This window comes from Mesorhizobium sp. WSM3626, from assembly GCF_000513935.1.
Taxonomy (GTDB): domain Bacteria; phylum Pseudomonadota; class Alphaproteobacteria; order Rhizobiales; family Rhizobiaceae; genus Mesorhizobium; species Mesorhizobium salmacidum.
On record NZ_AZUY01000016.1, the window covers coordinates 100641 to 122277 of the forward strand.

Annotated in this window: 20 protein-coding genes, 1 pseudogene and 1 riboswitch; of the genes and pseudogenes, 10 read left to right on the plus strand and 11 right to left on the minus strand. The window is 62.3% G+C overall.

Features of this window, described 5'->3' with window-relative positions; all coding sequences use genetic code 11:
* Positions 1 to 6: 6 nt before the first annotated feature.
* The 7 genes from M653_RS0113835 to M653_RS0113865 all read right to left on the minus strand — a co-directional run bounded on the left by M653_RS0113835 (position 7) and on the right by M653_RS0113865 (position 8222).
* Entirely contained in the window at positions 7 to 2562 is a 2556-nt protein-coding gene (locus M653_RS0113835; protein ID WP_027143885.1) for a PAS domain-containing sensor histidine kinase, read from the minus strand.
* Positions 2563 to 2749: 187 nt separating this feature from the next.
* Positions 2750 to 4150 carry an adenosylhomocysteinase gene (ahcY, locus tag M653_RS0113840; protein ID WP_027143886.1) on the minus strand — a complete coding sequence of 467 codons (1401 nt, stop codon included), beginning with the start codon at positions 4148 to 4150 and terminating at the stop codon, positions 2750 to 2752.
* 172 nt (positions 4151 to 4322) lie between these two features.
* Entirely contained in the window at positions 4323 to 4619 is a 297-nt protein-coding gene (locus M653_RS0113845) for an HPr family phosphocarrier protein (RefSeq protein WP_015314359.1), read from the minus strand.
* A complete protein-coding gene (locus tag M653_RS0113850) occupies positions 4616 to 5017 on the minus strand; it encodes a PTS sugar transporter subunit IIA (protein ID WP_010912939.1) in 402 nt (133 codons plus the stop codon). Before M653_RS0113850 ends, M653_RS0113845 begins: the two co-directional genes overlap by 4 nt.
* 164 nt (positions 5018 to 5181) lie before the next feature.
* A complete protein-coding gene (locus M653_RS0113855; RefSeq protein WP_032935302.1) occupies positions 5182 to 5640 on the minus strand; it encodes a serine kinase in 459 nt (152 codons plus the stop codon).
* A gap of 12 nt (positions 5641 to 5652) precedes the next feature.
* The gene (locus M653_RS0113860) at positions 5653 to 7437 is read right to left on the minus strand and encodes a sensor histidine kinase (RefSeq protein ID WP_027143888.1); all 1785 of its coding nucleotides are present in this window, start codon (positions 7435 to 7437) and stop codon (positions 5653 to 5655) included.
* A gap of 83 nt (positions 7438 to 7520) precedes the next feature.
* A complete protein-coding gene (locus tag M653_RS0113865; RefSeq protein WP_010912942.1) occupies positions 7521 to 8222 on the minus strand; it encodes a response regulator transcription factor in 702 nt (233 codons plus the stop codon).
* A gap of 345 nt (positions 8223 to 8567) precedes the next feature.
* Here M653_RS0113865 and M653_RS0113870 point away from each other — a divergent pair, with 345 nt between their 5' ends.
* Positions 8568 to 10178 carry a phosphoenolpyruvate carboxykinase gene (locus M653_RS0113870; protein WP_027143889.1) on the plus strand — a complete coding sequence of 537 codons (1611 nt, stop codon included), beginning with the start codon at positions 8568 to 8570 and terminating at the stop codon, positions 10176 to 10178.
* Positions 10179 to 10214: 36 nt separating this feature from the next.
* Here M653_RS0113870 and M653_RS0113875 read toward each other — a convergent pair whose 3' ends face one another.
* Entirely contained in the window at positions 10215 to 11042 is an 828-nt protein-coding gene (locus M653_RS0113875) for an oxidoreductase (RefSeq protein WP_027143890.1), read from the minus strand.
* Positions 11043 to 11123: 81 nt separating this feature from the next.
* On the opposite strand from M653_RS0113875, the gene M653_RS0113880 reads away from it, so the two are divergent.
* The 5 genes and pseudogenes from M653_RS0113880 (at position 11124) to M653_RS01000000132530 (ending at position 15261) form a co-directional block, all read left to right on the plus strand.
* Positions 11124 to 12059 carry an AraC family transcriptional regulator gene (locus tag M653_RS0113880; protein WP_027143891.1) on the plus strand — a complete coding sequence of 312 codons (936 nt, stop codon included), beginning with the start codon at positions 11124 to 11126 and terminating at the stop codon, positions 12057 to 12059.
* 81 nt (positions 12060 to 12140) lie between these two features.
* Positions 12141 to 12578: an alternative ribosome rescue aminoacyl-tRNA hydrolase ArfB gene (arfB, locus tag M653_RS0113885; protein ID WP_027143892.1), complete on the plus strand. Its 438-nt coding sequence runs from the start codon at positions 12141 to 12143 to the stop codon at positions 12576 to 12578.
* 90 nt (positions 12579 to 12668) lie between these two features.
* A pseudogene (gene lysM / locus M653_RS1000000134405) lies at positions 12669 to 13138 on the plus strand (peptidoglycan-binding protein LysM).
* Positions 13139 to 13351: 213 nt separating this feature from the next.
* A complete protein-coding gene (locus M653_RS0113900) occupies positions 13352 to 13981 on the plus strand; it encodes an alpha-ketoglutarate-dependent dioxygenase AlkB (protein WP_027143893.1) in 630 nt (209 codons plus the stop codon).
* Positions 13982 to 14037: 56 nt separating this feature from the next.
* On the plus strand, positions 14038 to 15261 hold the full coding sequence (locus tag M653_RS01000000132530) for a glycosyltransferase family 87 protein (RefSeq protein WP_084636674.1): 1224 nt from the start codon (positions 14038 to 14040) through the stop codon (positions 15259 to 15261).
* Between the two features lie 18 nt (positions 15262 to 15279).
* Here M653_RS01000000132530 and M653_RS0113910 read toward each other — a convergent pair whose 3' ends face one another.
* The 3 genes from M653_RS0113910 to M653_RS0113920 all read right to left on the minus strand — a co-directional run bounded on the left by M653_RS0113910 (position 15280) and on the right by M653_RS0113920 (position 19636).
* Positions 15280 to 16578 carry a hypothetical protein gene (locus M653_RS0113910; RefSeq protein WP_156938195.1) on the minus strand — a complete coding sequence of 433 codons (1299 nt, stop codon included), beginning with the start codon at positions 16576 to 16578 and terminating at the stop codon, positions 15280 to 15282.
* 645 nt (positions 16579 to 17223) lie between these two features.
* Complete coding sequence (locus tag M653_RS0113915; protein ID WP_027143895.1) at positions 17224 to 18324, minus strand: hybrid-cluster NAD(P)-dependent oxidoreductase; 1101 nt, start codon at positions 18322 to 18324, stop codon at positions 17224 to 17226.
* A 64-nt stretch (positions 18325 to 18388) separates the two neighbouring features.
* Positions 18389 to 19636 (minus strand): aromatic ring-hydroxylating dioxygenase subunit alpha, encoded by a 1248-nt coding sequence (locus M653_RS0113920; protein ID WP_027143896.1) that lies wholly within the window; start codon positions 19634 to 19636, stop codon positions 18389 to 18391.
* A gap of 114 nt (positions 19637 to 19750) precedes the next feature.
* A riboswitch (cobalamin riboswitch) is annotated at positions 19751 to 19953 on the minus strand.
* Between the two features lie 494 nt (positions 19954 to 20447).
* Between M653_RS0113920 and M653_RS0113925 the strand changes: the two genes are divergently transcribed.
* The 4 genes from M653_RS0113925 to M653_RS0113940 all read left to right on the plus strand — a co-directional run.
* Entirely contained in the window at positions 20448 to 20654 is a 207-nt protein-coding gene (locus M653_RS0113925) for a DUF680 domain-containing protein (RefSeq protein WP_027143897.1), read from the plus strand.
* A 72-nt stretch (positions 20655 to 20726) separates the two neighbouring features.
* A complete protein-coding gene (locus M653_RS0113930; RefSeq protein WP_027143898.1) occupies positions 20727 to 20939 on the plus strand; it encodes a DUF680 domain-containing protein in 213 nt (70 codons plus the stop codon).
* Positions 20940 to 21005: 66 nt separating this feature from the next.
* Complete coding sequence (locus M653_RS0113935; protein ID WP_027143899.1) at positions 21006 to 21245, plus strand: DUF680 domain-containing protein; 240 nt, start codon at positions 21006 to 21008, stop codon at positions 21243 to 21245.
* 104 nt (positions 21246 to 21349) lie between these two features.
* Positions 21350 to 21637: IS5/IS1182 family transposase (locus M653_RS0113940; RefSeq protein ID WP_027143900.1), on the plus strand; the 288-nt coding region annotated here is incomplete at its 3' end.

Here is a 21637-nt window from a genome sequence, read left to right on the forward strand (position 1 = left end):
AGCGCGCTACTCGGCCGCTGCGCGGATACCCGGCATGTCGGGAAAGGTGCAGATGACGGTCGTGCCCTTGTCCCTGCCGGTTTCGATGCGAACGGCGCCGCCATGCAGTTCGACAAAGCTCTTGACGATCGACAGGCCGAGGCCGGCGCCGCGCCGGCGGCCGCCATTGGCGCGCGGCTCGAAGCGGCGGAACACCGAATCGAGCACGTCGGGCGGCATGCCGGGCCCGTCGTCGTGAACCGAGAACTCGACTCCGTCCGCCAGCTGGCGGCATGCCAGCCGGATGGTGCTGGCCTCCGGCGCGTAATTGGCGGCGTTGCTCAGCAGATTGTAGAGGATCTGGCGGATGCGGGTTTCATCGCCATGGAAGGTCTTTGGCGCGGCGGCGGCGTCGACCGCGAGCCGGATCGAATGCTCCTCCAGCCGGTCGGCGACAAGCTCGGCGGCGGCCGCGATGGTGCGGTCGACATGCACTTCGGAAATATCGAGCTGCATGATGCCGGCATCGACCGTCGCCAGGTCGAGTATGTCGTTGACGATGGTCAGCAGCACCGATGAGGACGAGCCGACATGCTCGACATATTCGCGCTGCTTCTGCGTCAGCGGGCCGGTCGCCGGCAGCGACAGCAGCTCGGTGAAGCCGATGATGTTGGTCAGCGGCGACCGCAGTTCATAGGACACATGCTGGACGAATTCGTTCTTGAGCTGGTCTGATTTCTCGAGCGCCTCGTTCCTGTCCTTGAGCGCGCGCTCGATGTGGACGCTGTCGGTGACGTCGACGAAGGTCATCATCACTTGCCCGTTGGGCAGCGGAATCACAGCGTAACGCAGCACGGTTCCGTTGTTGAGCTCGGTCTGGCCGTGGCGGTCGCGGCGCTCGTCGTCGAAGCCGGTGATGGCGGCGACGAAGCCGGGCCAGGGGCTCTCGACCGCTTGCCGATCGGACAGCTCGCGTATGGCCGATACGTGCACATTGGGCTTGGCGGCTTCCGCGTCCAATCCCCACAGCGTGGCAAAGGCCGGGTTCGACAGCCGCAGCCGGCCGTCGGGGCCGAACACCGCGACGCCTTCGGCGAGGTTGTCGAGCGTTTCGCCCTGGACCCGAACCGCGGTGCGGTAGCGGCTTTCGAGATCCATCTTCTCGGTCAGGTTCTCGAACACCCAGGTGACGCCGCCCTTGGGTTGCGGGTTGGCGACGACACGGATCGTCTTGCCATCCGGCAGGTGCCACCAGTGTTCCTGCGATTCGACCGCACGATAGGCGCTGAGCAGGCCTTCCTTCCAGCGGCGCCACTCCGGCTGTTCGGCGATCTTGCCCTCGCTGCGCAGCCGGTCGAGCAAAAGGGCGTTGTCGGGCGCGCTGTGCAGGAAGCCGCTGTCGAGCCCCCACAGCTTCTGGAAAGCCTGGTTGAAGAAGCGCAGCTTCTCGTCGGTGTCGAAGATGGCGACAGCGGTGTTGAGCTGGTCGAGCGTATCGGCGTGGCTGCGCACGGTCCGCTCATATTCGCCACGGATAGCCTCGATGGCGCTGGTGTCGCAGGCAAGGCCGGCCGAACCGTCGGCGCCGGCAAAGTCGGTCACGGCGAACACGCGGCGGTCGCCTTCGATCACCGTCGAAAGCGACTGCTCGAAGACCGGATGCGATTTGTGCTGCGTGGCGATGGCCTCGCGCGCCTGGCCGCCGAGGAATTCCTTGGCGTCACGCACGGCGGCTTCCGCGCTCTCGGCTTCGACCGCGTCGGCGTAGGCCCGGTTGACCCACTTCAGGCGGCCGTGCTCGTCACGCAGCCATGCCGGCATCTTCAGCGCCTCGAGCAGCCCGATCATGGTGTCATGATCGGTGGCCAGCCGCTGGTTGTCGATCTTGAGCCGGGCCTGGCTGCGCTGCGTCTCGGAAAGCGAGACAAACCGCACCAGCACATGAGCCGCGCTCTTGCGGCCATGCACTTCCAGTGGAGCGCCGGCCTGGGATTCGATCACCAGGTCGAACGGCCTGCCTTTTTCGCGCAAACCCGCCACGGCATGTTCGAGCGCCGCCGCCGAACGCGGCATCAGCCAGCGGCCAAAGGCGAGGAACGCGGCCCGGTCCTCCGGCGCACCGCTTTCGGTCGGCAATGTGCCGATGAGTTCGGGTTTCTTGTTTTCCGAGGCCCAGACGACGACACGCTGATCGCGCAGGTTGAGCAGCGCTTCCGAACGCCGCAACGCCGCGCTGACGTCGGCGACGCGGCTTCTCAGCTCGACATTCTCCGCCGAGGTACGCGCCCGTTCGCGGATGAGAACGATGGCCGACAGGAATGCCGTACCCGTCACGCCGACGAACACCGCCAGTTGTACGACCTCGATGGTGCTGATCGAAAGACTGGCCACGGCGGCGCCGGCGGTCTGGGCATGCGCGACCGCGCCCGCCAAGGGGCAGGCGAGAGCGGAGCCGGCAAGAAACAATCCCGCACGGGCGCGCCATGAAAGGCGCTCGCCTCGCGGGGCGGAGCCCATGGTCCTCGACTCGTCATGGCCGCCGGAAACGGCCTTTCCCGCCTGAAGCGGGTTATCCCCCGGCATGTCTTGGTCCTCTTCGCCGCCTGAATGCAAGACCGCCCTGATGCGTACGCCGATCCTCGTCCCCGGACCCGCGAATCACAACATAGCGCCTGCCGGAATCGGCGTGAAGAATCATTCGGTGCAAAAATAAAGCCGGGCGAAAAGTCAATCGCCCGGCGTCAATATCTAGTGGTAAATCCGGATTTGGTTAATAGCGGTAGTGTTCCGGCTTGAACGGACCCTGCGGTGTGACGCCGATATAGGCTGCCTGCTCGCCCGATAGTTCGGTCAGGCGGGCGCCGAGCTTGTCGAGATGCAGGCGCGCGACCTTCTCGTCGAGATGCTTGGGCAGCACATAGACCTGGTTCTGGTACTGCTCACCCTTGGTGAACAGCTCGATCTGGGCCAGCACCTGGTTGGTGAAAGAGGCCGACATGACGAAGCTCGGATGGCCGGTCGCGTTGCCGAGATTGAGCAGGCGGCCTTCCGACAGGAGGATCATCCGCTTGCCGTCCGGGAAGGTGATCATGTCGACCTGCGGCTTGACATTGGTCCACTTCAGATTGCGCAGCGACGCGACCTGGATCTCGTTGTCGAAATGGCCGATGTTGCCGACGATCACCATGTCCTTCATCGAACGCATGTGGTCGAGGGTAACGACATCCTTGTTGCCGGTGGTGGTGATGACGATGTCGGCGGTCGGGGCCGCCTCTTCCAGCGTGACCACTTCAAAGCCGTCCATAGCGGCCTGCAGCGCGCAGATCGGATCGACCTCGGTGACCTTGACGCGGGCGCCCGCACCCTTGAGCGAGGCCGACGAACCCTTGCCGACGTCGCCATAACCGCAGACGACCGCGACCTTGCCGGCCATCATCGTGTCGGTGCCGCGACGGATGCCGTCGACCAGCGATTCCTTGCAGCCATATTTGTTGTCGAACTTCGACTTGGTGACCGAGTCATTGACGTTGATGGCCGGGAAGGGCAGCAGGCCCTTCTTCTGCAACTGGTAGAGCCGGTTGACGCCGGTCGTCGTCTCTTCAGTGACGCCGCGGATCGCCGCTTTCTGTTTGGTGAAGAAGCCCGGCGAAGCCTTCAGGCGCTTCTTGACCTGGGCGTAGAAGTATTCCTCTTCCTCGCTCTGCGGATTGGACAGCACGTCCTCGCCGGCCTCGGCGCGGGCGCCGATCAGGATGTACATGGTGGCGTCGCCGCCATCGTCGAGGATCATGTTGGAGAGGCCGCCATCGGCCCACTGGAAGATCCTGTCGGTGTAGTCCCAGTACTGCTCGAGGCTCTCGCCCTTGACGGCGAAGACCGGAATGCCGGCCTCGGCGATGGCCGCGGCGGCGTGGTCCTGGGTCGAGAAGATGTTGCAGGAAGCCCAGCGGATGTCGGCGCCGAGCTCCTTCAGCGTCTCGATCAGCACCGCCGTCTGGATGGTCATGTGCAGCGAGCCGGTGATGCGCGCACCCTTGAGCGGCTTCTTGGCGCCGAATTCCTCGCGGCAGGCCATAAGGCCCGGCATTTCGGTTTCGGCGATATCGAGTTCCTTGCGGCCCCAGCCGGCAAGCGAGATGTCGGCGACCACATAGTCCTTGCTACCCGTCATGGCAGTGCTCCGATGCGAATTGTCATATTTGCGAATTGTTAGCGGATGCGCCGTGCCGGAAGACATTTCCAAGGGCGCGAATTGCCGGCCTGACTAGCAGATCAGGCCTCAGACGACAATGGGACATAAAGAAATCTTTATTCGTGCATGTCCCGGAGACCGAACTTAGGGGTCAGCACTCCTCGCCAAAACGGGAGGCGACAAGCTGCTCCAGCGCATCCATGACCTCGAGCGCCTCGGGGCCGCTGGCGGTGACGCGGATCGAGTATCCCGGGCTGGCGGCCAGCATCATCAGGCCCATGATCGAGGTGCCGCCGACCTTGACGCCATCCTTCTCGACATGGACTGAAGCGTTGAAGCCGCTGGCAAGCTGGACGAATTTCGCCGAAGCGCGCGCATGCAGCCCGCGCTGGTTGACGATCGGAAACTCCCGGACGATCTGGTCCTTGTCAGGCGACAGCGTGCTCATTTGCTGCTCAAAAGCTGGCTGGCGACGTTGATGTATTTGCGGCCCGCGGCCTGCGCTTCGTCGAGCGCTGCCGCCATGTTATCGCCCTTGCGGATCGACGACAGCTTGATCAGCATCGGCAGGTTCATTCCGGCGATCACTTCGGTGCGGCCGGACTCCATCACCGAGATTGCAAGGTTGGATGGCGTGCCGCCGAACATGTCGGTCAACACGATCACACCTGCCCCCGTATCGACACGGGCGACCGCATCGACGATGTCGCGGCGACGCTGCTCCATATCGTCGTCGGCACCGATCGCCACGGTTTCGAAATTGTCTTGTGGCCCGACGACATGTTCGACGGCATGTCTGAACTCGGTGGCCAGTTGACCGTGCGTTACAAGCACGAGTCCGATCATTCTTTGGTGGCTCCCGTCATCGCCGCTTCACAGGCGCATTTTATGCTCGCCAGCCAATCCAGGCGGCGGGAGCGCTATCTTGTCGACGCGAGGCCCGTTGACAAGCCCAAAATTGCGCCGGCCCATGCCATTTTGACGCATTGCAGCAAAAAACGCAGGGCGGATCATAGAAAAGGCGCGATTGACAGCCGCGCCATCACGGCGGCCAAGGCGGCGGCGACATTTCGTTCGGTCAGATCGATGCGCGCCACCGCGCAGCCGGCGATCTCGTCGCTGGCGTCCTCCTGGAAGCGTGCGATTTCGACGGCCGGCAGCAGCCGCACATGCAGGTCGACGACGCAGGCCGGCTCGAATGGCAGGGGTCGTGGCCCAAGCCGTGGAACCTCGGCCAGGCCCTCGATGGTGGCGGGCGCACGGCATACCAGCCGCCCTGCATGGGCTTCGACGAAGAGCTGATCGTCGCCGACGAGCCGCGAGAACAATCCGCGTTGCAGGCAATGGTCGATCAGCGTCAGTGCCAGCGTTGTCTTGCCCGACCCGGGTGAGCCGGTGATGAGAATGCCGCGCTCGCCCATCAGCAGTGCCGTCGCATGAATGTTCTCAGGCCGCACGGCGCAATCCATAACGATCGGCGGTCATCCCTCGGCCGGCAGCGTCACGACGAAGCGCGCGCCCTTGATCTCGCCGGGCTTGGTGCCGGGAATGTTTTCGGCGGTCAGCGTACCGCCATGGGCCTCGACGATCTGCCTGGAGATCGACAGGCCAAGGCCCGAGTTCTGGCCGAACGCCTCGCCGGCGGGCCGGTCGGTGTAGAAGCGTTCGAAGATGCGGTCGATGTTGTCGGCGCGGATGCCGGGACCATTGTCGTCGACGGTCAGGATGTTGAACTTGCCGGCGCGCGCCAGCGACAGGCTGATGTNGCCATGGTCCTCCGGCACGAAGGAGCGGGCGTTCTCGATCAGGTTGGTGATGACCTGGCCGATGCGCAGATCATGGCCGACGACGACATAGCCCTTGGCGCCCTGCGGCAGCTTGGCAACCTTGAGCTCGATCTCGACCGCCTTCTTGTTGCGCGTCGTTTCACGCGAAACAGCGACGAGGTCGGTAACGAATTTCTTCAGGTCGACGGTTCCCGCGTCCTCGCGCGCCAGTTCGGCGTCGAGGCGGGAGGCATCAGAAATGTCGGTGATGAGACGGTCCAGCCGTTTGACGTCATGCTGGATGATCTCCATCAGACGCGCGCGTGAGGTGTCGTTTTTCGCCAGGGGCAATGTTTCGACGGCGCTGCGCAACGACGTCAGCGGGTTCTTCAGCTCATGCGAAACGTCGGCGGCGAAACTCTCGATCGCCTCGATGCGCGCATAGAGCGCGTTGGTCATGTCGCGTACGGCGATCGACAGATTGCCGATCTCGTCCTGGCGGTCGGAAAAGTCGGGGATTTCCTCGCGGCTCTTGACGCCGCGCCTGACCCGCACGGCAGCGGCGGACAGCCGGCGCAGCGGGTTGGCGATGGTGGAGGCCAAAAGCATCGACAGGATGGCCGTGACCAGCGCCGCGATGCCGAAGACGCGCAGGATCGCCTTGCGTTCCGCCGCGACGATCTTGTCGATATCGCCGCCTTCGGTCGACAGCATCAGCACACCGAGAACGGCGCGAAAACGCTGGATCGGCACCGCCACCGAGACGATCTGCTCGCCCTGTTCCGAGACGCGCACGATGGTCGACGGACTGCCGGTCAGCGCCTTCACCACTTCCGGGAAGGCAGCGCCATTGCCGCCCGGCTGCTCGTGATAGACCGGCAGGTCGGTGTTGCGGAAGAAGTCGAAGATGAACTTCTGGATGCGCTCGACAAGGTCCGGCTCTTCCTCGTCCACCGGCGGCAGGTCATAGCGCAGGATCTGGCCGCGCGAATAGAGATGGCGCGAATCGAGCAGCAGGTTGGCGTCGCGGTCATAGATGCGGGCGCGGGTGCGGGTCGGCGAGATCAGTCGCCGCAGCACCGGCGCCACGCGCTCGGGATTGATCGGAAAATCGAGGTTGTCGAGCTGGTCCGAGCCAGGCCCCAGACTTTCGCCAGCCTGTAGCTCGAGCAGCTTTTCCGGGTCGATGCTGATCGAATCCGTCTCGACCGTCGCCGACGCCGCGATCGCCCCGGCGATGATCTCGCCTTGCGTCATCAGGCTTTCGACGCGCGCGTCGATCAGCCCGTCGCGGAAGGTGTTGAGGTAGAGGATGCCGGTGACGAGCACCGCCAGGCCGGCAAGGTTGAGGAAGAGGATGCGCCGCGTCAGGCTGGAAAAGATGTGGTGGCCGAGGAACCGGCGCATCGGCACCGTGATTTTCGACACGAAGGAAGGCATGATGCGCGACGGCCGCCTGGCGGCGCCCGTCGGCCTGCTTCGTTGTGCTTCCACTGCCATCGAATAGCAGCTCCCGCTAGTCCCAGGTTTGAAATATGTCGCAGCCCCAAGCCGGGGGCCGCTTTTGCTCGACATACATCAAATTACGCTTCGCGGAACCGATATCCGACTCCGTAAAGGGTTTCGATCATCTCGAAGTCGTCGTCGACAGCCTTGAATTTCTTGCGCAGCCGCTTGATGTGGCTGTCGATCGTGCGGTCATCGACATAGACCTGCTCATCATAGGCCGAATCCATCAGCGCATCACGGCTTTTTACCACACCGGGACGTTGCGCCAGCGAGTGCAGGATCAGGAACTCGGTGACGGTGAGCGTCACCGGTTCGCCCTTCCAGGTGCAGGTATGGCGCTCCTGGTCCATGACGAGCTGGCCGCGCTCGAGCGAGCGGGCCTGCTGGCTCGGCGCTTTTGCCGCGGCCTCGCGGGCGCTGGCCCGCCGCAATACGGCGCGCACCCGCTCGACAAGCAGGCGCTGCGAGAACGGTTTGCGGATGAAGTCGTCGGCGCCCATCTTGAGACCGAACAATTCATCGATCTCGTCGTCCTTGGAGGTCAGGAAGATCACCGGCAGGTCGGATTTCTGGCGCATCCGGCGCAGAAGCTCCATGCCGTCCATGCGCGGCATCTTGATGTCGAGGATGGCGAGATTCGGCGGCCGGGCCGCCAGGCCTTCCAGCGCGGACGCACCATCCGTATAGGTCTCGACACGATATCCCTCGGATTCGAGGGCGATCGACACCGACGTCAGAATGTTGCGGTCGTCATCGACAAGCGCGATTGTTGCCATTTCAAGCGGCTCCCTCATGAGCTGTCCCTTCTGTCGTAAGAGAAGGGGCTTTTGCAGGACAAATTAGGTACAAAATGTGGCATAGGCCTAGTCCGCTGTCACGAGCGGCGTGCCGGCGGCCACAATTCTACCTCGACACGGATTGGACGAACGAGCACCGCCAATCCTTTGGGCAACCACCGAACTTTTTGCATATATAAACGATTTAAACAACTTTCAAAATATTTAAATCGATTAAATATTTGATATCATTTGCCTTTTCTGGTTCTGACCATCTAGCCTGCTTAGTAGGTGTGCCGGAAATATGCCGGCAAAGATGCGGCAAATCTTGAGAAGGGTCACCAAATGTCGGAATTCGGCAAACGCAATCCTGCCTGCACGATCGATCGTATCGGTCTGAAAACTTCCGGCATGGTGCGCTACAATCTCGGCGCGGCCGCCCTCTATGAGGAATCGATCCGGCGCGGTGAAGCCCGGCTGACCGCGCATGGCGCGCTTGTCGCCGAGACCGGCCAGCACACCGGTCGCTCTCCCAAGGACAAGTTCGTCGTTCGCGACGGCGCCACCGAACCGCGAGTCTGGTGGGACAACAACAAGGCGATCTCGCCGGCCCAATTCGACGTTTTGCTCGCCGATTTCCAGGCCCATGCCGCGGACAAGGACCTTTACGTGCAGGATCTGGTCGGCGGTGCCGACGCCGAGCTCAACCTGCGCACCAGGGTGATCACCGAATTTGCCTGGCACTCGCTGTTCATCCGCAACCTGCTCATCCGTCCCGACGCGGCCGAACTCGAACAGTTCGTGCCCGGGATGACCATCATCGACCTGCCGTCCTTCCGCGCTGATCCCGCCCGTCACGGCAGCCGCACCGAAACCGTGATTGCCGTCGACCTGACGCGCAAGATCGTGCTGATCGGCGGCACCTCCTACGCCGGCGAGATGAAGAAGTCGGTGTTCACCATGCTCAACTACCTCCTGCCGGAGAAGGCCGTGATGCCGATGCACTGCTCGGCCAATGAGGGACCGGCCGGTGATGCCGCCATCTTCTTCGGCCTGTCGGGCACCGGCAAGACCACGCTGTCGGCCGATCCGTCGCGCACTTTGATCGGCGACGACGAACATGGCTGGGGTCCGCATGGTATCTTCAATTTCGAAGGCGGCTGCTACGCCAAGACCATCAAGCTGTCGGCGGAAGCCGAGCCGGAGATCTTCGCCACCACGCAGCGCTTCGGCACGGTGCTGGAAAACGTCGTGCTCGACGCCGACGCCGTGCCGGACTTCAATGACGGCCGGCTCACCGAAAACACACGCTGCGCCTATCCGCTCGACTTCATCCCCAATGCCTCGAAGACCGGGCGCGCCAATCACCCGAAGAACATCATCATGCTGACCGCCGACGCTTTCGGTGTGATGCCGCCGATCGCGCGGCTGACGCCGGCGCAGGCGATGTATCATTTCCTCTCCGGCTACACGGCCAAGGTGGCCGGCACCGAAAAGGGCGTGACCGAGCCCGAAGCGACCTTCTCGACCTGTTTCGGCGCGCCGTTCATGCCGCGCCATCCCTCGGAATACGGCAATCTGCTGCGCGAACTGATCGCGCGCCATGGCGCCGATTGCTGGCTGGTCAACACCGGCTGGACCGGCGGCGCCCACGGCACCGGCAAGCGCATGCCGATCAAGGCGACGCGCGCGCTGCTCGCCGCCGCCCTCGACAGCTCGCTGAAGGCAGGCGCGTTCCGCACGGATGCCAACTTCGGCTTCGAGGTGCCGGTGGCGGTGCCTGGTGTCGACAGCGCCATTCTCGATCCGCGCTCCACCTGGATCGACAAGGCTGCCTACGACCGGCAGGCGGCAAGGCTGGTCGGCATGTTCGCCGTCAACTTCGAGAAATTCGAAAGCCATGTCGATGCAACCGTCATGGGCGCGGCGCCCCGCATGCAGGAAGCCGCCGAATAGGCGCCGGGCAGAACATCGATGTCGGACCGCATGCCGTCAGCCGTCGGTCGAGACGGTGACGGATTTCCACACCTCGATTTCCTGCTGGAGACGTTCGATTCTGTCCGACACGAGCTTGAGGGCATCGCTGCCAAGCAGAAGCTGCGGCGGCGGGTCACTGGATTCGACCAGGCTTAGAACGGCGGCTGCCAGTTTGTCGGGGTCACCGAGCTGCTTGCCGCTCTTTACCTGTCGCGCCTCACGTATCGGATCAAAAAGTGCGTCATAGTCGGTGATTGATCTCTCTGTGCGGACCATTGAGCGTCCAGCCCAATCCGTCCGGAAGGATCCGGGGCAGACCGCGCTCACGCGGACGCCGAACGGGGCCATTTCCGAACGCATCACTTCCGATATGCCTTGGAGCGCAAACTTGCTGCCGCAATAGTAAGCGATGCCCGGCATGGTAATCATGCCGCCCATCGACGTGACATTGACGATGAATCCACGACGTCGCTCGCGAAACCGGGGGAGGAAAGCCTTGGCGACGGCGACAGCGCCGAAGACATTCACGTCGAACTGACGCCGCATCTCTTCGATCGGCGACTCTTCAAGCACTCCCTCGTGGCCGTAGCCGGCATTGTTGATCAGCACGTCAACCGGTCCATGTTCGTTCTCCGCCTGCCCGACGACGTCGGGTATGATGTCGAATTCCGTTACGTCGCACAGTACCGGTCGAACTGCGGGGAGAACGTCGGCGAGCGCTGCGCGTGATGTCTCCGAGCGAACCGCGCCAATCACCTTATGGCCGATCTGGATAGCCGCAGAAGCTATGGCCAAGCCGAAGCCGGAATTCGCGCCGGTGATAAAGAAGGTTTTCTGTGACATGATCCGCAAGCTTTCCTTGATTGGTGATGGATTGACAAATATTATGAGGAACCCAGCGTTTCGATCGCGGATTCTCTGAATTTGTTGCCAAATCCTATTCCCACCAAACACGAACGATCCAGGCGAGACGAGCTGGCCGAGTTGGCCGGAGCTCTCGCCCCTCGTCACGGCTACAATCCGACCGCGTTCAACCGCGTCCGCATACTCCGGACGGAAGCCGTGCTTCACGACGTCCCGGTCCTCTATAAGCCAGGCGCGGTGTTCGTATTACAGGGGAGCAAGCAGGGTATCCTCGAAAGGGAAATCTACCTCTACGACGAGGAACATTATCTGGCGGTTTCGGTGCCCGTTCCATTCCGCATGAAATCGACGGCCAGTCCGGAGCGACCATTGCTTGCGGTCTATGTTGAGTTCGATATGCAGATGGCAGCCGAGCTCGCCATGCAAGCGCAGATGCATGCTCAACCGGCGAGCGGCAGACCGCGAGGTCTCGTGTCAAGCAAGATGGGCCCCGAAATGGAGGATGTCCTGCTGCGCCTCCTTGTGGCGCTTCGCAGCCCCGTTGAAGCTCTCGTCCTTGGTGACGGCATTCTGCGCGAACTGCATTACAGGGTGCTGGTCGGCCCGCAGGGCGGTGCCATGATCGCGGCACTGCAGCAGAAAGGCACGTCCGGAAGGATCATCCAGAGCCTGGCCTGGTTGCGGCAGAACTACAGTTCTGAAATTTCGATCGGCGATCTGGCAAAAGACGTGGGCATGAGCGTTCCTTCCTACCATGTCCATTTCAAGAACCTGACCGGCAACAGTCCAATGCTGTACGTGAAAGCGGTACGGCTCCACGAAGCACGACTGATGATTGCACGCCAGAACAAGACGATCGCAGAGGTCGCGGCTTCGGTGGGCTACGCGAGCCCGTCTCAATTCAGCCGCGACTTCAAACGGTATTTCGGGCGCACGGCGTCGGAAGAGACGAAATGGGTCCGTCGCCATCTTGGCGAAGTCGCCTGGGCATCGTGATCAGGATCGTCATATTTGAGTTAGGGGCTGGGCTTTCGATCGGGCCTTTTCTTTTTCGGTCCGCCGCGCCATGACTGCGGCATGCCGATCGACGACGACATCATCATATCGGGCGAAGCCGTGATCCACCCGGGCGACCTGCACGAGGATTTCATCCGCTCGTCCGGTCCCGGCGGCCAGAACGTCAACAAGGTGGCGACGGCGGTGCAGCTTCGCTTCGACGCGCGGAACGCGGAGGGCCTGTCGGAGCGCGTGCGCGAGCGGACCATAAAACTTGCCGGCCAGCGCGCCACCAAGGACGGTGTCATCGTCATCGAAGCCGGGCGCTTCCGAACCCAGGAACAGAACCGCGCCGATGCGCGGGCGAGGCTCACGGCACTGGTCGCCAAGGCCGCCGAACCACCGCCGCCGCCGCGCAAGAAGACACGGCCGTCGAAAGGCGCGGTTGAGCGACGGCTGAAGAGCAAGGCGGGACGCGGCACGATCAAGAAGCTGCGCGGCCCGGTGGAGAACGATTAAGCACCACACCAGGCGCGTGTACAAAGCGGCTTCCCATTTCGCACCGCAGATGCGAGGTTTCCCCATTGCCACAGCGAGGGAGACCTAGAGATGGGTATGTTCGATTTCGTCAAGAGCGTCGGCAAGAAGCTCGGCATCGGCGGCGACGAGGAAGCCGCACCTACCGCCGACACGCTCAAGAAAGAGCTCGATTCACACAAGCTCGGTACCGATGGCGTGCAGGTCGTCGTCCAGGGCGATACGGCGGTGCTGAAGGGGGTGGTCAAGGACCAGTCGATCTTCGAAAAGGCGGTCATTGCCGTCGGCAACACGCTGGGCGTCTCCAAGGTGCAGGCTGACGAGTTGCAGGTCGCGCCGGCTTCCGGCAGGCGGCCCCTACCAAGGAGCCGACCTTCTACACCGTCCAGAAAGGCGACAATCTCTGGAAGATCGCCGAAAAGAGCTATGGCAAGGGCCAGGGCGCCAAGAACACGGTCATCTTCGAGGCCAACCAGCCGATGCTGACCCATCCCGACAAGATCTATCCGGGCCAGGTCCTGCGTATTCCCGAGCTTGGCTGAGCCACAGGGCACAAATCAGTGCGCCGTGCGTCCGAAAGGTCGCGCGGCGTTGCATTACCAGCGGCGCTTCGTCTTTATTCGTCAACCGCCATTGGCGAATGGAAAGACGAATTCGGCGCGCGGCATCTGGCAAAAACCACGACGGCTTTCGGGTCGCCGTTTTCGTCCGCTGGTGGCATGCTGGGCTCCGAACCATTCACATGAGCCAAATCCATGCTCGTTCTGCCCAAGGGCGTACGCCACATGCCGGCCCATCTGTCCCGCGCCGTCCAGGAGGTGCTGGTCGAGGAGGTGAGGAGCATCGTCCAGCAAGCGCCGCTGTTCGTGCCGGCCATGCCGCGGACCGGCAAGGAGATGAGCGTGCGCATGACCAATTGCGGTCCGCTCGGCTGGGTCACCGACAAGGAACGCGGCTATCGCTACCAGCCGACGCATCCGCTGACCGGAGAGCCTTGGCCGCCTATCCCCGACAGCCTGCTCGACCTGTGGCGGCAAGTGTCGGGTTATCCCAATCCGCCGGAGGCCTGCCTGGTCAATTTCTACACGCCTGATGCGAAGATGGGCCTGCATCAGGATCGCGACGAGGCCGATTTCTCGGCACCCGTCGTCTCTGTCTCGCTGGGTGACGATTGCCTGTTCAGGGTCGGCCAGACAACGCGCGATGGCGCTACCAAATCGTTCAGGCTGAAAAGCGGCGATGTCGTCGTGCTTGGCGGCGAGGGTCGCCTTGCCTTCCATGGCGTCGACCGCATCTACCCTTCGACCTCGGCGCTGCTCAAAAACGGCGGCAGGATCAATCTGACGCTGCGGCGGGTGACGAAGCCCGACGAGACCTCCAAATAAGCCGATCTTAACGCGCGCCCCCTATCAAGACTGCCAGGGTCTTGGAAAACAGCGCAATGGCACCAGTCAACCAGACTGCCCCCTTTCGATCCGATATCCGTTTCGCGGCACTTGTGCTGTGCACCGGAATCCTGATCGGGCTGCGTTATCACCTGGGATTGTGGACATCCGACGAGCGCGGCTTGTCCGTGGTCAGCCACGGAATGCCCTATTGGGACTTCACAAACCTGTGGGCGGGCGGACGCATGGCGCTCGACGGGCATGTCGCGTTCCTGTTCGATGTGGACAGCTATCGCGCAACTCTGCGGCGGATGTTTTCGCCAGACCTTCCCAACCAGGAGTGGAGCTACCCGCCCAGCATCCTGATTTTCGGCGCGCCGCTTGCGCTGCTGCCGATATTTCCCGCCTATCTCGTCTGGACCTTGGGCACGGTCTTTTGTCTCTGGCTGGCCCTCCGGCCGCTGCAACTGGGCAAGGCTGCCGAAGCAGCCGTCCTCTTTTGTCCGGCCGTGCTGATCAACGCGGCCTTCGGCCAGAACGGCGCCCTGACGACGGCCTTGCTCATCGGCGGATTGGCGGCGGTGCCGAAGCGGCCGGTCCTGGCAGGGCTGCTCTTCGGCCTGCTGACGGTAAAACCGCATCTCGGCATACTGGTGCCGTTCTGCTTGCTGGCGAACGGCAACTGGCGCGCCATTGTCGCCGCCGCGCTGTCGTCGTCGGCCCTCTTCGTCCTGACCGGCCTGCTGCTGGGCTCCGAGGTCTGGACGCTGTTCTGGACCGAGACCCGTCCCCTGATGACGGCGATTCTCGAGGCTCCCTACCCGCAGCCCTATCAGTCGAATGCGGCGACCATGTTCTTCCTGGCTCGTGCGTCCGGTCTGGGACTGACCGCGGCCTATGCGCTGCAAGCCATTGCGACGGTCGCGGCGATCGCAACGGCGATCTGGATCTGGTTGCCATCGCGGCGGGTCGAGCATCGCGAACGGGTCGTGCTCACCGCCGTGCTGGCAACGCTGGCGACGCCTTACGGCTACAGCTACGATACCATCGGCCTAGCCGTTGCCGTCGCCTATCTGTTCTCGACGCGCAACGCCATGCCGAGGGTTTTTCTGGCGCTGATCTGGCTATACCCGACTATCGCGCATCTGGTGAACAATGCCGGGCTTGGCATCGGCGTGCTGGTACCGCTGTTCTTGTCGGCATGGATGCTTGCCGACATAATGGCCCGCGAGCGCGGGCCCACGGTTGGCGGCACGCCAGGCATCGACATGCCGACGTAGGACGCTCAACTGCGATACCTATTGGCGAGCTTTGACGTCGGCGCGGATGAGCAGGGTCACCGACCCGTTCTGAAGCAGTGGGCGGTAATCCGCCAAGCTCTTGGCGATTGCGATGTTGTCCCTCAAAGGTATTGGCGCACGGGGCTCCGCCGTCCCGTCGTCGACCACGATGTCGGGCCGTTTCGCGGCAAGTTCGCCGGCGATCGCCGCGGTATATTGCTGGAGCAAGGTCTCCAGATCCAGCCGTTGGGCAGGGTCCTGCACCAACCGGATGAGGATCTCGGCATCACTGACCATCCAGGCGGAGGGGTTGCGTGCCACGACACGGGCGCCAGTCATCCGGGCGAGCGGATTGCCGGCCTGCAGCCGCGAGCCGATCGACATGAAGGTTGGATGGTCGATTACGCGGCTGACGGCGACCGCCGCGGCGTCGAGACCGCCGCGTGGCTGAGTGAATGCCAGACCTTGTTGCGCCACGACCAATTTCACGATCGAAAACAGCCCAAGCGCGGCCCCAAACATCGCCGGCAGGGGCAGGCTTCGCAATGGTTTCAACCTGATAGACTGCAGCATCAATGCCAGGACCCCGACTGTCAGGAACGGCAGCGCCTGATACGTCCACCCCTTGCCCATGATGACGAAGGCGGGGACATAGGCCGCTCCAGCCAAAAGCAGTATTTGCGCATCGCGATGGGGCCGACCGGGATAAGCCATCACCAGTGTGGCCCCTGCCATGGCCGCGAACATAGGGATAGGCCATAGCATCAACATGTCCATGACCGGCATCCGCATCGGCAAATAGACTTGACGCAACAAGGGCAGCACCTCGGCGAAGAAAGGCTGCATGAAAACAGCGAGTGCGATCAGATAGCCAACGGTCAGAATACCACCGACCACACTCTCCGTCGTAAAAAGCGGACGCAGCGAGCGTCGCTGGACCGCAATCACAAGGGCCGGCAGCGCCAGAGCCAGCACGCTGTAGGGTGGTTTGATCATCACGAAGATACCGGCGCCGATACCGGCAACGATCCGCTCGGCGATGCTGCCGGCACGAAAATCCGCCGTTCGATCACGTGCCGAAAGCAACGCCAGCCACGGCAGCAAGGCGATCACGGCAATCTGCTCGCGCTGGCCGAAATCCGGCGGAAACAGGAACAGCACGACAAACACCGCCGCCGGAATGATCCAGACGCACCGCTTCAGAACCTCGTCGGTCCGTGCAAGAATGCGAGCCGAAAAGCAGACGGAAGCAGCCGCGAGTGCCGCCACGCCCACACTCACCCAAAATTCCGCCGACAGCCCGGTCAGGCGTTCCATGGCGAGGAAAGGCAGATAGAGCCAGGTTGAAAAAGGTGGATTGCCCTCGGCGATGTCGACGTAAAGGCGTTCGCCGTTGAGGACACGGTCGCCAACCGTCAGCAGCCAGGACACGTCGACATTGCTCGGCACCACGAAGAGCGAGACGACGACCGCATAAATGGCGATCAACAGCGTTGCGACAGCTGGCCCGACAAGTCGAAATACAGCCTTGCTGGATTTCAAGCTTGCCAGCTTGCCCTGAGCAACGAGCGGCGCATTCATGTAAATGGCTTTCATCACCGGAATAACCAGTATCGGTGAGTTTCTAGCAGCCAGCAGTTAAGGGCGTTCTAACCTGGCGGTTGAACGCCACTTGACCGCCACAGATTGCACGGCGCGTCGCTATAGGCCTGGATGCTTGCCGGGATCAGGGTCCGCGAACGCGGGAACCGGCTGCAGGCGCGCCAGACATCATAGCCATAGCGAACAGATGCCGCTGCTGTCTCAGCGCAGCGGCGAAAAGGCCGCCGAGACCAGCTGGAAAGGCGACCGTCGTCTGATCATCCCACCGACAACGGCTGTAAACTTTCGGGTCTTCCTTGGCAAGGTAACCATCGCCGGCAAGGCGCGGACCATTCCCGGATCAGTCGAAGGCCGGGCGGATCAAGCCTCGATTTCCAGTGCCGACAGTGGCTTTGAACAGCAGGCCAGGATGAAGCCATCATCGATCTCGTGATCGAGGATGCCGCCATTGTGGCTCATCTCGACGCTGCCGGAGACTTTCTTCACCTTGCAGGTTCCGCACAGGCCGAATTCGCAGGCCGCCGGTATCCGCACGCCCGAAGCACGCGCCGTCTGCAGCACGGTCTGGCCGGCGACACAGTCGGCGTCGACGTCCGAAAGCGCGAAGCGGATCGGCGTTGCGGCTTCGACGGGGACAGCCACACCGTCCTGCGCCGGCGCCGCGAATGGCACCGGGATTTCCTCAACGGTCGGCGCGGCAAAGCTCTCCTGATGGTATTTTGCCATGTCGAAGCCGGCGGCTTCGAGCATGCCGCGCACGGCGCGCATGAAGGGATCGGGGCCGCAGCAGAAGATTTCGCGTTCGCGGAAATCAGGCGCCAGCAGCGGCAGCCGGATAGCGTCGATGCGGCCCATATGGCCATACCAGCCCTCGCGGCTCGACCGTTCCTCGATCATGAAGCCGAGCGACAGGCCCGGCATGTGGCCGCCGAGCAGCTCCAGCTCCTTGCGGAAGATGATCTCTTCCGGGCGCCGCGCGCAGTTGACGAAGCCGACATCGGTCCATGGCGCGCAGTCGTTCAGCCAGCGCAGCATCGACATCATCGGCGTCACGCCGGAACCGGCCGAGATGAACAGATATTTCGCCGCCGGATGGCTGTGCAGTGAAAAGTCGCCGCCTGGTCCATAGGCCTTGACGTGCGAGCCGGGCGCCAGGTGATCGAACATCCAGCGTGTGCCGATGCTGCCCACCTGCGCCTTCACCGTCACCGCGATCGAGAATGGCCGCGACGGTGACGATGACAGCGTGTAGGTGCGCATCAGCGGCCCGTCCGGTGTCGGCAATTCCAGCGTCACGAACTGGCCCGGCTTGTAGCGGAACCAGGTCTGGTTGTCGGACCGGAAGGTGAAGGTCTTCACGTCGGGCGCCTCGTCGGTGACGCCGGTCACTTCCAGCACCTGCAGCCTGTCGTTCCATGGCGCCATCTGGTCGAGATGGCGATAGAGGCCGAGATCCGTCATCGCATTCATCCTCTTGTCCCTTTTGTTCCGCGCATGCCCAAAACCGCCGCCTTTAGCGATATGCCTAGGCAACGCTGCGCAGGGCCGGCCGGCCGCCTTCGGCAAGCCGTGGCCCGATGAAGGACGCGTACCACTCGACGAACTGGATCACGCCGCCCTCATGCAGCTCCGAATAGGGGCCTGGCTCGTAGGCCGGCGACAGGATGCCGAAGGCGTTTTCCTCGACGATGCGGCGATCCTGGTCGTTGGTCTCGGTCCAGACATGGGTGAGTTCCGCGAGATCGTAATCGACGCCCTCGACCGCATCCTTATGCACCAGCCATTTGGTCGTCACCGCCGTTTCCGTGGCGCTGATCGGCAGCACCCGGAAGGTGACGGCGTGGTCGCCCAGGATGTGATTCCAGGTCGTCGGATAGTGGTAAAGCAGCAACGAACCGATGCGGTCGGTTGAAACGCTGTCGGAAAGGTTCCTCTCGACCGCGCGCTTTCCTGTCATCGTGTAGCTGACGGCATCGCGCAGCAGCGGCGCGCGGGTCGCGCGATACTGGCCGGCCGGATCGATGCGGAACTTGCTCGGTAGGCCGGCCGCTTCGCATTTCGCCCAGTGCGCCAGCATCTCCGGATCGCTGTCGGCGCCTTGCACGCCGGTCACCGTCGGTGCTTCCGGGAAGGTCTTGCAGAGTTCGGGATGGTTGCCGGCGCAATGATAGCATTCGCGGTTGTTTTCCCAGACCAGCTTCCAGTTGCCCTTCTCGATGATGGTGCTCTCGAAGGCGACTTTTGCCTCACCCAGCCGGTGCGGCAAAAGGTAAGGCTCGATCATCGCCCGCATCGGCGCGAAGTCGGCTGGCTCCTTGGCCAGGCAGATGAAGACATAGCCGGCGACGCTTTCGCAGGCGACCGGCTTCAGCCCGAACTGGCTCTTGTCGAACCCATCGGCCATCTGGCGGGCGAACAGCAGCCGGCCGTCGAGCTCGTAGGTCCATTGGTGATAGGGACAGACCAGCTTGGCGGCCGTGCCCTTGTCGGAATTGCAGACGCGGCTGCCGCGATGGCGGCAGGAATTGTGGAAGGCGTTGATCTTGCCCTGCTGATCGCGCACCAGCACGACCGGATAATCGCCGATCTGCACGGTGATGAAGCTGCCCGGCTTGGGCAATTCGCAATCATGGCCGATGAACAGCCAGTCGCGATACCAGATCAACTCCATGTCCAGCTTGAAGTAGTCCGGGTCGGTGTAAAAGGGCTGTTCCAGCGAAAAGCCTTGTCTGCGGCTGTTCAAGAGCCTCAGCATGTCGTTGCGCGCGTCCATGTCCTGTCCTCAGTTTCAAGGACTGAACTGGTGGTGATTGAGGAAGGACTGGGCGCAGATCGGCGAAAAACCGGACGAACACCATCCGCCTCTTGACCGCCCACCGCGATCAGTCGAGTTCTAGCGATCTCGGGCTGGTTTCCGGGCTCTGGAGTTGTCCTTGCGGACCATCGCGACACCTTCCCAGGCTTTAGCCCAGTGGTCTCCCGTTGCGACTTGAACTCCACCACCGTTGCGGGGGCAGCGCCGGAATCTGACCGGCTTCCCAATTCTCCGCTCCGTCGTCACGCAGCGGCACCTGAGATGCCTGATCTAACCACGACAGGCTTTGCGACATCGGCACGAAAGCGACATCGCATCCATGCGGCGCGACACGCATGCTGGATCGTCATGACAGGCTTGTAGCCGTTGGAATCGCCTTCTGTCGCCAAGCCGCGCCGGCACCGTCTTCGACCCCTTTGCCGGCAGCAAATGGGTTAACAGTTTCAAAAAGTGACTATTAGAGGAGTCTAAAATCGAACCGAACGGTTCGTTTCTGTTGACGGTGCGTGCAAGACGCTGTGAACGCCGAGCCTCCGACACAGTTGGTGATCAGGATGCTGTTTTAAGGTAACCAACTGATATCACAAGAGAAAATAAGAGATGTGGAAAGCGCTGGTACAATTTCAAGTGGTGGAGTCATGGTCCACGCTGAACAACTTCGTGATTGGAAACGGCAAGGGTGCTCTCCCACATCGGGGCTGTCCGAACGACGCGATTTAATCCCAAGACACGCCGCTAGACGGACGGAAAAATACTGGAGTACCAAAAAATGAAAAAGATCATTCTCACTGCCGCCGCCCTTCTGGTTGTTTCCGGCAGCGCCTTCGCTGGTAGCGACAATTACGGTTCGAACGGCGCCAACCAGCCTGCTGCCGCGGTGGACAGTTCGTACACCGCTTCCACCTCCACCAAGACGTCGGAGCCTGTTGCTCAGACGCCTGCTCAGGGCAGCGATCGCAACCTCTTCGGCCGCTAACAGCCTGTCCCCACGGATTGGCGGGCTTGCCCGCCGATCCGGCGGAATTCAAGAAATTCAGGAGTATCTAAAATGAACAAGATCCTTATTGCCGCCGCCGCCGTTCTGGCCATTTCCGGCAGCGCTTTTGCCAGCGACAACTATGGCTCCAACGGTGCCAACCAGCCTGCCGCCGCGGTGGACAACTCGTACACTGCGTCCACCGCGTCGGTCGACAAGTCGGCTCCTGCCAGCCAGGAGCCCGTCCAGCACGGCGCCGATCGCAACCTGTTCGGCAACAACTAACATCTCTTCAAGCAAGGACGGCGTGCTCAGCCCGCTCCTTGAATTCGAAAAAATCGGAGTACCAAAATGAAAAAGATTGTTCTTACCGCCGCCGCTCTTCTGATTGCCGCTGGCAGCGCCTATGCCGGCAACGACAACGTTGGCGGCACCGACATCAACAAGCAGGCGACCGTCAACGTCGACACCTCGCATACGGGCTCGATCCGCAAGAGCGAATCGCCTGTCTACAAGCTGCTCAATTCGTCGGGCGACGTACAGAAGTCCGCCCCTCAGGGCGCAGACCGCAACCTCTTCGGCAACAACTAACCCGCCGTGGTGATATACAAAAGAGAGCGGCGGGCTTACCCGCCGCTCTCTTCAGACTGCTGACAAACCCTGGCTTTTGCCGGGGGTTTTTGATTCACTGGGTCATGTTGAAGCGACCCGCCCCTGAACAGACCGCGCTCGAGATGGTGACGTTGGATCAGCTTGTTCCGGCTGATCATCTGTTGCGCAAGATCGACCGCGTGATCGACTTTTCCTTTATCCACGAGCTGACGGCGCCGCTGTACTGCGCCGACAATGGCCGGCCGCCGCTCGATCCGACCTTGATGTTCAAGGCGCTGTTCATCGGCTACCTGTTCGGGGTTCGCTCGGAACGGCAGTTGGTGCGCGAGATCGAGGTCAACGTAGCCTATCGCTGGTTCTTGCGGCTGAAG